This window comes from Burkholderia sp. EMB26 (assembly GCF_024730645.1).
GTDB lineage: Bacteria > Pseudomonadota > Gammaproteobacteria > Burkholderiales > Burkholderiaceae > Burkholderia > Burkholderia cenocepacia.
Genome location: NZ_CP078070.1, coordinates 963,627 through 976,484 on the forward strand (window position 1 = coordinate 963,627; position 12,858 = coordinate 976,484).

Below are 12,858 nucleotides of genomic sequence, written 5' to 3' on the forward strand. Positions count from 1 at the left end.
CTCACACCGTCAGCAAACCCTTCTTCTCGATGAACGCGATCACGTCCGCGACGCCGTCGAGCGCCTTCAGGTTCGTCATCACGTAAGGCCGCTCGCCGCGCATCTTCCGCGTGTCGGAGGCCATCACGTCGAGGTTCGCGCCGACCAGCGGCGCGAGGTCGGTCTTGTTGATCACGAGCAGGTCGGACTTCGTGATGCCGGGGCCGCCCTTGCGTGGAATCTTCTCGCCGCCGGCGACGTCGATCACGTAGATCGTCAGGTCCGACAGCTCGGGGCTGAAGGTCGCCGCGAGATTGTCGCCGCCGGACTCGATGAACACGATGTCGGCATCGGGAAAGCGCGCGAGCATCCGGTCGACGGCTTCGAGGTTGATCGATGCATCTTCCCGGATCGCCGTGTGCGGGCAGCCGCCCGTCTCGACGCCCATGATGCGTTCCTCGGGCAGTGCGCCCGCGACCGTCAGCAGTCGCTGGTCTTCCTTCGTATAGATGTCGTTGGTGATCGCGACGAGGTCGTAGCGGTCGCGCATCGCCTTGCACAGCATTTCGAGCAGCGTGGTCTTGCCGGAGCCGACGGGGCCGCCGATGCCGACGCGCAGCGGCGGCAGTTTCTTCGTGCGGCGGGCGGGGGAGGGAGCGGGTGCGTTCATGGTCGGGCGAAGAGGTTCAGGAGCGGAACAACCGCGAATATTGGGTTTCGTGCCGCGCGGACAGGATGCCGAGCTGCGGCGCGAACGTGTTGACGGCGTCGGGCGGTGTCGCGAGCGCGCGGCGCACGGCCGCGTCGATCGCGCCGCGCAGCGCGACGATGATGCGTTGCCCGGCGAGCTGGCCGAGCGGTACGGCCTTCAGCGCGGCGGACGTCTGGTTCTCGACCCAGCCGAACGCATACGCGGCGAGCGTCGCGTCGGCGCTGGCATCGTGTGCGGCGGCCGCGTACGCGAATGCGGTCGGCAGCGCGATCGGCGACAGCGACGCGAGCGTCGCGCGGCGTGCGGCGTCGCCCCATTCGAGCGACGCGCACAGCTGCGCGAGCGACCAGCCCATCTGTTCGGTTTCGCGGCGCAGTTCGGCCGATTCCCGGCTCGCGACGAACCACGCGTTTTCGGCGGCGAGCGCGTGCGTGTCGTGGGTCTGCCAGCGCGCGAGCTGGTGTGCGAGGAACGGCAGTTCGCCGTGCGCGAGCACGTCGGTCAGGCCGCTGGCAATCCAGTCGCGCGCGGAATCGGCATCGCGGATCAGGTTCGCGTCGAGCGAGGCTTCGAGGCCCTGCGAATAACTGTATGCGCCGATCGGCAAAGCCGGCGACGCGAGGTGCAGCAGTGCGACGAGTTCAGTGGTGGTCATGACCGTGGTGGCCGTGCGTGCAGCCGGGACCATGCTGATGATCGTGATCGTGATCGTGATCGTGATCGTGCGAATGCGCATGCCCGTGATGTTCGCCGAACACCTGCTGCGCGAGCGCGTAATCCTCGGCGAACGTCGCGTCGTGCCCGTGCTTGTGGCCGCCGCCGTACGCACCGGCTTCCGGCTGGAACGGCGCGCGTGCCTCTTCGACCCGCGTGCCGAGCCGGCGCAGCATGTCCGCGAGCACCGGATCGGCTTCGAGCTTCAGGTAGCCGTCGCCGATCTCGACCGGCGTGTGACGGTTGCCGAGATGGTACGCGGCGCGCATCAGCGTGAGCGGGTCGGTCGCGCGCACGAGCAGCACGGTTTCGGACGCCGCGGCGATGCGCACGAGCGCGCCGTCGTCGGCGACGAGCACGTCGCCGTCGCGCAGCACGGTGCCGCGCGGCAGCAGGACCGCGACGTCCTCGCCGGTATCGAGCGTCGCCGCGAGGCGGCTCTTGCAGCGGGCGTCATAGGCGAGCGTGAGCGTCGGCGCGCGCGCGACGAGCGACGCGGCGAGTTTCACGTTCGGGGCAATACGTTTGTCGAGGGTGCGCATGAAACCGAGGATCTCGAATCAGAACAGGAAATAGCGCTGCGCCATCGGCAGCACGGTCGCCGGCTCGCAGGTGAGCAACTGGCCGTCGGCGATCACGTCGTAGGTTTCCGGGTCGACGCTGATCGACGGACGCCAGGCGTTGTGAATCATGTCGGCCTTCGTCACGTTGCGGCAGTTGCGCACCGGCACGATCCGCTTCGCGAGGCCATAGCGTTCCGCGATGCCCGCATCGGCCGCCATCTGCGACACGAAGGTCAGCGACGTGCGCGCGAGCGCCCCGCCGCGCGTCGCGAACATCTCGCGATAGTGAACCGGCTGCGGCGTCGGGATCGACGCGTTCGGGTCGCCCATCTGCGCGAGCGCGATCATGCCGCCCTTGAGGATCATCGACGGCTTGATCCCGAAGAACGCAGGCTCCCACAGCACGAGGTCGGCCCACTTGCCGGGCTCGATCGAGCCGACTTCATGCGCGATGCCGTGCGTGAGCGCCGGGTTGATCGTGTACTTCGCGACGTAGCGCTTCGCGCGGAAGTTGTCGTTGCGCGCGGTGTCCTCCGGCAGCGCGCCGCGCTGCACCTTCATCTTGTGCGCGGTCTGCCAGGTGCGGATGATCACTTCGCCGACGCGGCCCATCGCCTGCGAATCGGACGACAGCATCGACAGCGCGCCGAGATCGTGCAGGATGTCCTCGGCCGCGATCGTCTCGCGACGAATGCGCGATTCGGCGAATGCGAGATCCTCGGCGATCGACGGATCGAGGTGATGGCACACCATCAGCATGTCGAGATGCTCGTCGAGCGTGTTGATCGTGTACGGGCGCGTCGGATTGGTCGACGACGGCAGCACGTTCATCTCGCCGCACACCTTCAGGATGTCGGGCGCATGGCCGCCGCCCGCACCTTCGGTGTGGTACGTGTGGATCGTGCGGCCCTTGAACGCGGCGACCGTCGATTCGACGAACCCGGCCTCGTTCAGCGTGTCGGTGTGGATCGCGACCTGCGTGTCGGTGTCGTCGGCCACCGACAGGCAGTTGTCGATCGCGGCGGGCGTCGTGCCCCAGTCCTCGTGCAGTTTCAAACCGATCGCGCCGGCCGCGATCTGCTCGACGAGCGGCTGCGGCAGGCTCGCGTTGCCCTTGCCCAGAAAGCCGAGATTGATCGGCCAGCCGTCGGCGGCCTGCAGCATCCGCTCCATGTGCCACGGGCCCGGCGTGCAGGTCGTCGCGTTGGTGCCGGTGGCCGGCCCCGTGCCGCCGCCGAGCATCGTCGTGACGCCCGACGCGAGCGCCTCGTCGATCTGCTGCGGGCTGATGAAGTGGATGTGCGTGTCGATGCCGCCCGCGGTCACGATCAGCCCTTCGCCGGCGATGACTTCGGTCGCGGCGCCGATCGCGATCGTCACGCCCGGCTGGATGTCGGGGTTGCCGGCCTTGCCGATCGCGGCGATGCGGCCGTGCTTGATCGCGATGTCGGCCTTCACGATGCCCCAGTGATCGAGGATCACCGCGTTCGTGATGACGGTGTCGGGCACGTCGGCGGCCACGCGCTGCGACTGGCCCATCCCGTCGCGGATCACTTTTCCGCCGCCGAATTTCACTTCCTCGCCGTACGTGGTGAAGTCGCGTTCGATCTCGATCAGCAGTTCGGTATCGGCGAGCCGGACGCGGTCGCCCGTCGTCGGCCCGAACATTTCCGCGTACGCGCGGCGGCTCAAGCGTAGTGTCATGTTGCTGTTCCTGAAGAGCGGGGCGCGGCTTACAGCGGCCCCATCACCTTGCCCTGAAAACCGTAGACGGCGCGCTCGCCCGCGAGCGCGACGAGCTCGACGGTGCGCGTCTGGCCGGGCTCGAAGCGCACGGCCGTGCCGGCCGCGATGTTGAGCCGGAAGCCGCGCGCGGCCGCGCGGTCGAACGACAGCGCGTCGTTGACTTCGAAGAAGTGGTAGTGCGAGCCGACCTGCACCGGGCGATCGCCGGTGTTCGCGACGACGAGCGAGCGCGTCGCACGGCCCGCATTCAGTTCGTGTTCGCCGTCGTCGGTGAGGATTTCGCCGGGGATCATGCGGGGCCTCACGGAATCGGGTGATGGACGGTCACGAGCTTCGTGCCGTCGGGGAAGGTCGCTTCGACCTGGATGTCGGGAATCATTTCCGGCACGCCGTCCATCACGTCGTCGCGCGTGAGCAGCGTCGTGCCGTAGTGCATCACCTCGGCCACCGTCCTGCCGTCGCGCGCGGCTTCCATCAGCGCCGCGGTGATGAAGGCGACCGCCTCCGGATAGTTGAGCTTCAGGCCGCGCGCACGGCGGCGTTCGGCGAGCAGCGCCGCCGTGAAGATCAGCAGCTTGTCCTTTTCGCGGGGAGTCAGTTTCATGAAGGCAGACGTTCAGGAAAACGTAATTTTTATCGGTGCGCACGCAACGGGCGGGCGCGCGGTTCATCGTAGCACCGCGCTGTTTTGCGTGCGTCGTGTATCGCTTATGTAAGGAGCAAGGTGCGTGCCATGTGCATCGCACGCGGTGCGATGCGCGTTCGTGGTGCGTGATGCATGGAGAGGGTGCGGCGCGTGTCGCGCGCTGCGCCGAAACGGTGCGTGATGCGCGCGTTCAGGTTTGCCAGAGACGCAGCGGCCGCGCGTCGACGCCGTGCACGATCGGCCGCAACTGCAGCCAGCAGTCGGTGAAGTGGCGCTGCAGCGCTTCCATCGACGTCGCGAGCGCACGCACGAGCACGACGCCGGGCGTCACGCAGGTGGCGCCCGCGCGCAGCGTGTCGTCGAACGGCATGCGCGCGGCAAGCGCTTCGGCGAGCGCCGCGTCGCACGCGGCGCCGGCGGCCCACAGCGTGCCGTAGACGGGAAAGCCGGCGAGGCCCTGCAGCGCGCCGCGCAGCGGGTCGCGCGCGTCGAGCAGCGTGCGCTCGGTCCACAGCGGCCGGCCGTCGGCATCGACGAGCGCCGAGGTCGACGCGATGCGTCCCGCCGACCAGGTTTCGCCGGCCGCCTGCCGGCCGAGCTGCGTCGCGTCCCAGCCGATCGCGCTCGCGCCTGCGTCGAGCGTCACCGTGAAGTCGAGCGCCGCGTGCGCCGCGTCGAAGAACAGGTTGTTCTGCGGCAGCCAGTCGAGCTTCGCATGCGCGCCGAGCGCGATGCCGATACGCTGTGTCGCGTCGAGGCCGTTCGACTTGTACCACTTGGTCGCGCCGGGCGTCGTCAGCACCGCGTGCGTGCCGTCGCCGAGCGCGATGTCGATGTCGAGCCGGTCGCCGCCCGCGACGCCGCCCGGCGGATGCACGATCACCGCGTGGCAGATCGCGCCGCCTTCCGGGTACAGCGGCCGCTGCACGCGCAGCGGGCCGTCGTGCAGCCGGTGCGCGAGCGTCGTGCGCGCACCATGCCGCTCGAAGCCGAGTTCGAGGCGGCCGCGCCACGACTTGGCGACGGCGGGGCGGGACAGCGAGGCGTGCGAATCGGGGGCGGACATCGGCGGCGAACGGGAAACGAGGAAGCGGGTGCGAAGAACGTGGATGCTACCGGAACAATAATGCAGATGCCGCGTTCGTAGGAAGCGCCGCGTGCGCGCGTCCCGCGAGCCGACCGTACGTGTCCCTCGCCGTGCCTACCGCGGTGCCTACCGCCGTGCCTACCGCGGTGCCGCCCATCACACCGCGATCAGCTCCCGCACCCCGTTCGTCTCCATGTCCTGTGCTTCCCCGCCCGCGACGATCTCGCCACGACTCATCACCCAGTACCGGTCGGCGATCGATTGCGCGAAATCGTAATACTGTTCGACGAGCAGCACGGTCATCCGCGATTCGTCGACGAGCTGGCGCAGCGTGCGGCCGATGTCCTGGATGATCGACGGCTGGATGCCTTCGGTCGGCTCGTCGAGGATCAGCAACTGCGGCTCGCTCATCAGCGCGCGGCCGATCGCGAGCTGCTGCTGCTGGCCGCCCGACAGGTCGCCGCCGCGCCGTGCGCGCATGTCCTTGAGTACCGGGAACAGGTCGTAGATGCGATCGGGCACTTTCGACGGCGCCTTGCGGCTCGCCGCGCCGACGAGCAGGTTTTCCTCGACGGTGAGCCGCGGAAAGATGTCGCGGCCCTGCGGCACGTACGCGAGCCCCGCCGCGACGCGCGCATACGGCGGCAGTGCGCCGAGCGCGGTGCCGCGCCACGACACGCTGCCGCTTTTCGCGGCGACGACGCCCATCAGGCAGCGCAGCAGCGTGCTCTTGCCGACGCCGTTGCGGCCGAGCAGCACGGTGAGCTTGCCGTCGTCGGCGACGAGGTTCACGTTGCGCAGGATATGGCTGCCGCCGTAGTACTGGTTCAGCGCTTCGATTTTCAGCATCGCATCATCGTCCGAGGTAAGACTCGATCACCGCGTCGTCGCGCTTGACCTGGTCGAGCGTGCCGTGCGCGAGCACCGCGCCTTCGGCCATCACCGTCACGCGTCCCGTGTCGCCCGCGAGCGCCGCGACGAATTCCATGTCGTGCTCGACGACCATCATCGAGCAGGTGCCGCGCAGCGTGTTCAGCAGCTCGGCGAGTTCCATCGTCTCGTGGTCGGTCATCCCGGCCGCCGGCTCGTCGAGCAGCAGCAGCGCGGGGCGCTGCATCAGCAGCATGCCGATTTCGAGCCGCTGCTTCTGGCCGTGCGACAGTTCGCCGGCCGCGCGATACGCATGGCTTTCGAGGCCGATCAGTGCGAGCGTCTCCTCGATCTTCGCCTGCGCGGTGCGGTCGAGCCGCGCGCGCAGCGACGCGAGCCAGCCCTTGTCGGTCTGCATCGCGAGTTCGAGGTTTTCCCATACCGGATGCTGTTCGAACACGGTCGGCTTCTGGAACTTGCGGCCGATGCCCGCCCGCGCGATCTCGGGTTCGTTCATCCGCGCGAGGTCGATCGTCTGGCCCAGAAACACCTTGCCCGCATCGGGCCGCGTCTTGCCGGTGATGACGTCCATCATCGTCGTCTTGCCCGCGCCGTTCGGGCCGATCACGCAGCGCAGCTCGCCCGCGTCGATCGACAGCGACAGCTTCTTCAGCGCGCGAAACCCGTCGAAGCTCACCTCGATGTCCTCGAGATAGAGAATCGTGCCGTGCGACGTATCGATGCCGTCCGGCACGACGCGCCCCATCGACGCGCTGCCGCTGACGGTCAGCTCGTCCTCGGGGGGCGGCGTGAACTGGTAGAGCGCCGTTCCATTCATGCGCGTTTCCCCTTCGCGAGCACGGTTTCGACGAGGCCCATGATCCCGCGCGGCAGCAAGAGCGGCACGAGCACGAAGATCAGACCGAGGAAGAACAGCCAGTATTCGGCGAAGTACGCGGTGAAGACACTCTTCGCGCCGTTTACCGCGAACGCGCCGACGATCGGCCCGATCAGCGTGCCGCGTCCGCCCACCGCGACCCAGATCGCCATTTCGATCGAGTTGCCGGGCGACATCTCGCCGGGATTGATGATGCCGACCTGCGGCACGTACAGCGCGCCGGCGATGCCGCACAGCACGGCCGACACGGTCCACACGAACAGCTTGTACGCGAGCGGGCTGTAGCCGAGGAACATCAGCCGCGTCTCGCCGTCGCGTACCGCGGTCACCACGCGCCCGAGCTTGCTCGTGACGATCGCGCGCGCGGCGATGAACGCGAGCACGAGGGTCGCGAACGTCAGCAGCAACAGCACCGTGCGCGTGCCCGGCGACGTGATCGCGAAGCCGGCGATGCGCTTGAAGTCGGTGAAGCCGTTGTTGCCGCCGAAGCCCGTCTCGTTGCGATAGAACAGCAGCATCGCAGCGAACGTCAGCGCCTGCGTGATGATCGACAGGTACACGCCCTTCACGCGCGAGCGGAACGTGAAGAAGCCGAACACCCACGCGAGCACGGCCGGCACCAGCACGACCAGCGCGAGCGCCCACGCGAGATGCTGCGTGCCGCTCCAGTACCACGGCAACTGGTGCCAGTCGAGGAACACCATGAAGTCGGGCAGGTCGCTGCCGTACTTGCCGTCGCGGCCGATCTCGCGCATCAGGTACATGCCGATCGCATAGCCGCCGAGCGCGAAGAACAGGCCGTGGCCGAGGCTCAGGATGCCGCAGTAGCCCCACACGAGGTCGAGCGCGAGCGCGGCGATCGCGTAGCACATCAGCTTGCCCGCGAGCGTCATCGCGTACGCGGACAGGTGGAACGCGCTGGCTTCGGGCGCGACGAGTGCGGCGAGCGGCACGCCGATGCCGATCGCCACGCACAGCGCGACGAGCGCGAGCCATGCGCGGCGCGACAGCAGCGCGGGGCGGGGCGGCAGGCCGAGCGCGAAGCCGTCCGCCGCGCGTCCGGCGGCAGCGGGCTTCGACGTGTCGGCGACCGGGTTCGATATCGAATCGGTGAATGAAGTCACGTCAAGCCTCCGCGCTGCGGCCCTTCGGGGCGAACATGCCCTGCGGGCGTTTCTGGATGAACAGCACGATCATCACGAGCACCGCGATCTTCGCGAGCACGGCACCCCAGAACGGTTCGATCGCCTTGCTCGCGAGGCCGAGTCCGAAGCCGCCGAGCACGGTGCCGGCGATCTGCCCGACACCGCCGAGCACGACGGCCATGAACGAGTCGATGATGTAGTTCTGGCCGAGATCGGGGCCCACGTTGCCGATCTGCGACAGCGCGCAGCCGCCGAGGCCGGCGATGCCCGCCCCGAACGCGAACGCATACGCGTCGACCCGCGCGGTCTTCACGCCGACGCAGGCGGCCATCCGGCGGTTCTGCGTGACCGCGCGCACGAACAGGCCGAGCCGCGTCTTCGTCAGCACGGCCCACGCGACGACCACCACCGCGAGCGCGAACGCGAGGATCGCGAGCCGGTTGTACGGCAGGATCAGGTTCTGCATCACCGTCACGCCGCCACTCATCCACGACGGGTTCACGACCTGCACGTTCTGCGCGCCGAACAGCATGCGCGTCGCCTGGATCAGGATCAGGCTCACGCCGAAGGTCGCGAGCAGCGTTTCGAGCGGGCGGCCGTACAGGTGCCGCAGCACGAGCCGTTCGAGCACGATGCCGACGAGCGCGGCCACCGCGAACGACACCGGCACGGCGACGAGCGGATACCAGTCGAATGCGCCGGGCGCGTAGCGCTGGACCAGCGTCTGCACGACATAGGTTGCGTACGCACCGATCATCAGGAATTCGCCGTGCGCCATGTTGATCACGCCGATCAGCCCGTACGTGATCGCGAGGCCGAGCGCGGCGAGCAGCAGCACGCTGCCGAGCGACAGGCCGGCGAACACCGTGCCGACGATTTCGCCGCGGCGCTGCAGCGCGTGCAACGTATCGAGCCCGTGTTGCGCGGCGTCGCGCACGCGCGCGTCGGGCTCCGCGTAGCTGCCGTCCGCGTTTTTCGCGACGAGCGGGCGCAGTTGTTCGATCATGTCGAGGTCGCTGCGCGCGGCCACCACCTGCACGGCTTCGAGGCGCTTCGCCGGATCGGGATCGTGCAGTGCGGCGATCGCCCACAGCGCATCGAGGCGGCGTTTCAGCGCCGGATCGGTTTCCTTGGCGCGGGCGCGGTCGATCATCGGCTTGAGCGCCGGGTCGGGCGACTTCAGCAGCGCGTCGATCGCGTCGCGGCGCGCGGCCACGTCCGGCGACGCGAGCGCGAGGCCCGATAGCGCACCGGCGATCTTCGTGCGCAGCAGGTTGTTCAGCATCACCGGCTGCGCGTCGCCGGCCGGCGTCGCGGCCTGCGTGAGCGCGTCGTGCGCGGTGTCGCCGGCCTGGATCAGCAGGCGGCCGTCGCCGGTCGCGAGCGCATCGCCGCTCGACAGTGCGTTGAGCACCGCAACGGCGCGCGGATCGGTGTCGGCGGCGAGCCGTTCGATCGCGGCCGTCTTCGCGTCGAAGTCGTCGCCGGCGAGCGCGGCGGTATCGGCCGCCGTCAGCGCGAACGCGGCGTGCGGCAGCAGGCCCGCGAGGGCGGCGCATGCCGCGATCGCGCGGGCGGCTCGGCGAAAGCGTGTTGGCATCGGGAAATCCTGTCGGGCGTGGGGAAGCGGAGTGGGGCGGCGCTGCGCCGTTGCCGACGGTCCGTCACGGCAAGCGTGGCCGGCGCATCGGCAGCGGGCGGGCGGCACGTCGCACACGAAGCGCGACGCGCCGCTCGACGTCAGGCCAGCGCGGCGCGCTGCCGGCGCAGGAACGCCGGAATCGAGCTGACGACGTCCGGCTTGCCCTGGTTGCCCGCGATGAACGGGCTCCACGGTTGCGCGCGCACGGCCGTCTTCGTCTTCCACACGACGTTGAACTGCCCGTCGCCACGGATCTCGCCAATCATCACCGGCTTGTGCAGGTGATGGTTGCCGTCCATCGCGAGCGTGAAACCCGACGGCGCGGCGACCGTCTGGCCGATCATCGCGACGCGCACCTTGTCGACGTCGGTGCTCTTCGCCTTCTCGACGGCCTGCTTCCACATATGGATGCCGACGTAGGTTGCTTCCATCGGATCGTTGGTCACGCGCTTCGCGCCGCCCGGCAGGTTGTTTGCCTTCACCCACGCGGCGAACTGGTCCTTGAATTTCGTGTTGGTCGGGTTCTTCACCGACATGAAGTAGTTCCACGCGGCGAGGTGGCCGACCAGCGGCTTCGTATCGATCCCGCGCAACTCTTCCTCGCCGACCGAGAACGCGACCACCGGCACGTCGGTCGCCTTGATCCCCTGGTTGCCCAGCTCCTTGTAGAACGGCACGTTCGAGTCGCCGTTGATCGTCGAGACCACGGTCGTCTTGCCGCCCTGCGCGAAGGTCTTGATGTTCGCGACGATGGTCTGGTAATCGCTGTGGCCGAACGGCGTGTAGACCTCCTGAATGTCGGCGTCCTTCACGCCCTTCGATTTCAGGAACGCGCGCAGGATCTTGTTGGTCGTGCGCGGATACACGTAGTCGGTGCCGAGCAGGAAGAAGCGCTTCGCGCCGCCGCCTTCCGCGCTCATCAGGTACTCGACGGCGGGAATCGCCTGCTGGTTCGGCGCGGCGCCCGTGTAGAACACGTTGCGCGACATTTCCTCGCCTTCATACTGCACCGGGTAGTAGAGCAGCCCGTTCAGCTCCTCGAATACCGGCAGCACCGACTTGCGCGACACCGACGTCCAGCAGCCGAACACGCACGCGACCTTGTCCTGCGTGAGCAGCTGGCGCGCCTTCTCGGCGAACAGCGGCCAGTTCGACGCCGGGTCGACCACCACCGGTTCGAGCTTGCGGCCCATCACGCCGCCGCTCTTGTTGATGTCGGCGATCGTCATCAGCGCGGTGTCCTTCAGCGACGTCTCCGAGATCGCCATCGTGCCCGACAGCGAATGCAGGATGCCGACCTTGATCGGGCCGGTGCCCGCATCGGCCGCGTGCGCGAACGGGCTCTTGCCCGCCAGCGCGAGCGCGCCGGCCATCGAACCGAACTTCAACAGACTGCGACGTTTCATCGGGATCCCCTTGTCGTGTTGGATGTGCGTGCGCCGTGGCGGCGCCGGCCATCGTGTAACGCAAGGCATGTGCCAGTCGCGCGGATGCACGTCCGGCGTGCCTGCGCGGGGCATCGGCGGGCATCGGGGCGGTGCGGATGACGCGTCGTGCAGCATGCGCGGTCCGTTGCGGTGCAGACGCGCGGGCGCAAATGGTGCACGGCGGTGCCGCGGCGCCGCGACGCGGGAAACGACGGAACGGCGCGCGGAAAAGAGAAACGGGCGCGCAATGCGCGCCCGTTCGGCGGATCGGTGCGGCCGGCGGCGGGGGCCGGGCGGCGCGGCCGCGCGTGATGCGCGGCCGGAAGGATCGGTCAGTAGCGCGGCACGGACGGATCGACGTCGCGCGACCACGCGTCGATCCCGCCTTGCAGGTTGTACAGCTTGGTGAAGCCGCGCGATTCGAGGAACATCGCGACTTGCGCGCTGCGCATCCCGTGATGGCACACGCAGACGATTTCCGCTTCGTCGTCGAGCTCTTCGCTGCGCGCGGGAATCTGCTGCATCGGAATCGACACGCTGCCGGCGATCTGCGCGGTCGCGATTTCCCACGGCTCGCGCACGTCGAGCACGACCGGCGCGGGGCGCGCCGTGTCGCCGAGCCATTCCGCGAGCATCGCGGGCGTCAGGATCTGCATGGAGGCCCCGCCGCTCAGAACTTGAAGCGCGACGGCTCGATCGCGTTGACGAGATGGTCGATGTACGTTTCGAACACGTCGGCCACGCGGTACTGCTTGTCGTCGATGCGCGTGATGATCTGCGCCTTCATCACCGGACGGCCGCCGACGAACGCCGACAGGCGGCCGCCGACCTTGAGCTGTTCGAGCATTTCCTGCGGCACGACCGGCAGGCCGCCCGCGACGCAGATCACGTCGTACGGCGCCTTCGCGGCCCAGCCGCGCGAACCGTCGCCGAGCACGACCTCGGCGTTGGTCACGCCGTCGTTGCGCAGGTTGTCTTCCGCGAATTTCGCGATCGCCGGATCGATCTCGACGGCCGTCACGTGCTGCGCGCGATGCGCGAACAGCGCGGCGAGGTAACCCGACCCCGCGCCGATCACCAGCACGTTCTCGTGCTTCTTGACGCCCAGCTCCTGCAGCACGCGCGCTTCGACGCGCGGGAACAGCATCTTGCTGGCGCCGCCGGGCAGCGGCAGCTCGAGATCGGCGAATGCGAGATCGCGGTATTGGGCCGGAACGTAGTTTTCACGCTTGACGATCGACAGCAGGCCCAGGACATCCAGATCCAGCACGTCCCACGGACGGATCTGCTGTTCGATCATGTTGAAACGCGCGTTTTCGATATTCATGGTGTGGTCACGCAGCCAGGTCGGCCATCAGCGGGGATAGAGAAACTTCGTGATTGTACCAAAGGGCACGGCCGCGAAGCCTTCAGGCGGCCTGCAACAGAC

The 12,858-nt window shown here is 68.4% G+C and carries 14 protein-coding genes; all 14 read right to left on the reverse strand.

The genetic code is table 11. The features are described from left to right. Nucleotide 1 precedes the first annotated feature (1 nt). A complete protein-coding gene (gene ureG, locus KU887_RS04500; RefSeq protein WP_058901948.1) occupies nt 2-649 on the reverse strand; it encodes an urease accessory protein UreG in 648 nt (215 codons plus the stop codon). 16 nt (nt 650-665) lie between these two features. Further along, nucleotides 666-1,346: an urease accessory protein UreF gene (locus KU887_RS04505; RefSeq protein WP_111441548.1), complete on the reverse strand. Its 681-nt coding sequence runs from the start codon at nt 1,344-1,346 to the stop codon at nt 666-668. Beyond that, nucleotides 1,333-1,947, reverse strand: coding sequence for an urease accessory protein UreE (gene ureE, locus KU887_RS04510; protein ID WP_258254799.1), 615 nt, complete (start codon nt 1,945-1,947; stop codon nt 1,333-1,335). Before ureE ends, KU887_RS04505 begins: the two co-directional genes overlap by 14 nt. Nucleotides 1,948-1,965: 18 nt before the next feature. Continuing rightward, nucleotides 1,966-3,672: an urease subunit alpha gene (gene ureC, locus KU887_RS04515; RefSeq protein WP_006491061.1), complete on the reverse strand. Its 1,707-nt coding sequence runs from the start codon at nt 3,670-3,672 to the stop codon at nt 1,966-1,968. A 29-nt stretch (nt 3,673-3,701) separates the two neighbouring features. Beyond that, on the reverse strand, nt 3,702-4,007 hold the full coding sequence (locus KU887_RS04520; protein ID WP_006491066.1) for an urease subunit beta: 306 nt from the start codon (nt 4,005-4,007) through the stop codon (nt 3,702-3,704). Nucleotides 4,008-4,015: 8 nt separating this feature from the next. Continuing rightward, the gene (locus tag KU887_RS04525; RefSeq protein ID WP_006491064.1) at nt 4,016-4,318 is read right to left on the reverse strand and encodes an urease subunit gamma; all 303 of its coding nucleotides are present in this window, start codon (nt 4,316-4,318) and stop codon (nt 4,016-4,018) included. Nucleotides 4,319-4,550: 232 nt separating this feature from the next. Next, a complete protein-coding gene (locus tag KU887_RS04530; protein WP_258254803.1) occupies nt 4,551-5,426 on the reverse strand; it encodes an urease accessory protein UreD in 876 nt (291 codons plus the stop codon). A 177-nt stretch (nt 5,427-5,603) separates the two neighbouring features. Next, the gene (gene urtE / locus KU887_RS04535) at nt 5,604-6,296 is read right to left on the reverse strand and encodes an urea ABC transporter ATP-binding subunit UrtE (protein WP_006488540.1); all 693 of its coding nucleotides are present in this window, start codon (nt 6,294-6,296) and stop codon (nt 5,604-5,606) included. A 4-nt stretch (nt 6,297-6,300) separates the two neighbouring features. Continuing rightward, nucleotides 6,301-7,155 carry an urea ABC transporter ATP-binding protein UrtD gene (gene urtD / locus KU887_RS04540; protein ID WP_062884724.1) on the reverse strand — a complete coding sequence of 285 codons (855 nt, stop codon included), beginning with the start codon at nt 7,153-7,155 and terminating at the stop codon, nt 6,301-6,303. Beyond that, nucleotides 7,152-8,339 carry an urea ABC transporter permease subunit UrtC gene (gene urtC / locus KU887_RS04545; protein WP_048986242.1) on the reverse strand — a complete coding sequence of 396 codons (1,188 nt, stop codon included), beginning with the start codon at nt 8,337-8,339 and terminating at the stop codon, nt 7,152-7,154. Before urtC ends, urtD begins: the two co-directional genes overlap by 4 nt. Nucleotide 8,340: 1 nt before the next feature. Beyond that, the gene (urtB, locus tag KU887_RS04550) at nt 8,341-9,960 is read right to left on the reverse strand and encodes an urea ABC transporter permease subunit UrtB (RefSeq protein WP_058901943.1); all 1,620 of its coding nucleotides are present in this window, start codon (nt 9,958-9,960) and stop codon (nt 8,341-8,343) included. 140 nt (nt 9,961-10,100) lie between these two features. Then, a complete protein-coding gene (gene urtA / locus KU887_RS04555) occupies nt 10,101-11,408 on the reverse strand; it encodes an urea ABC transporter substrate-binding protein (protein ID WP_006496630.1) in 1,308 nt (435 codons plus the stop codon). A 353-nt stretch (nt 11,409-11,761) separates the two neighbouring features. Further along, entirely contained in the window at nt 11,762-12,085 is a 324-nt protein-coding gene (locus KU887_RS04560; RefSeq protein WP_006488544.1) for a rhodanese-like domain-containing protein, read from the reverse strand. Between the two features lie 14 nt (nt 12,086-12,099). Next, nucleotides 12,100-12,756 (reverse strand): protein-L-isoaspartate O-methyltransferase, encoded by a 657-nt coding sequence (locus tag KU887_RS04565; protein ID WP_006488564.1) that lies wholly within the window; start codon nt 12,754-12,756, stop codon nt 12,100-12,102. Nucleotides 12,757-12,858: the final 102 nt, after the last annotated feature.

Coding starts and splice junctions, on each gene's coding strand:
- urtE (WP_006488540.1), bottom strand. CDS start 6,296: ATGCTGAAAATCGAAGCGCTGAACCAGTACTACGGCGGCAGCCATATC.
- ureC (WP_006491061.1), bottom strand. CDS start 3,672: ATGACACTACGCTTGAGCCGCCGCGCGTACGCGGAAATGTTCGGGCCG.
- ureG (WP_058901948.1), bottom strand. CDS start 649: ATGAACGCACCCGCTCCCTCCCCCGCCCGCCGCACGAAGAAACTGCCG.
- urtD (WP_062884724.1), bottom strand. CDS start 7,155: ATGAATGGAACGGCGCTCTACCAGTTCACGCCGCCCCCCGAGGACGAG.
- KU887_RS04505 (WP_111441548.1), bottom strand. CDS start 1,346: ATGACCACCACTGAACTCGTCGCACTGCTGCACCTCGCGTCGCCGGCT.
- ureE (WP_258254799.1), bottom strand. CDS start 1,947: ATGCGCACCCTCGACAAACGTATTGCCCCGAACGTGAAACTCGCCGCG.
- KU887_RS04560 (WP_006488544.1), bottom strand. CDS start 12,085: ATGCAGATCCTGACGCCCGCGATGCTCGCGGAATGGCTCGGCGACACG.
- KU887_RS04520 (WP_006491066.1), bottom strand. CDS start 4,007: ATGATCCCCGGCGAAATCCTCACCGACGACGGCGAACACGAACTGAAT.
- KU887_RS04530 (WP_258254803.1), bottom strand. CDS start 5,426: ATGTCCGCCCCCGATTCGCACGCCTCGCTGTCCCGCCCCGCCGTCGCC.
- KU887_RS04525 (WP_006491064.1), bottom strand. CDS start 4,318: ATGAAACTGACTCCCCGCGAAAAGGACAAGCTGCTGATCTTCACGGCG.
- urtA (WP_006496630.1), bottom strand. CDS start 11,408: ATGAAACGTCGCAGTCTGTTGAAGTTCGGTTCGATGGCCGGCGCGCTC.
- urtB (WP_058901943.1), bottom strand. CDS start 9,960: ATGCCAACACGCTTTCGCCGAGCCGCCCGCGCGATCGCGGCATGCGCC.
- KU887_RS04565 (WP_006488564.1), bottom strand. CDS start 12,756: ATGAATATCGAAAACGCGCGTTTCAACATGATCGAACAGCAGATCCGT.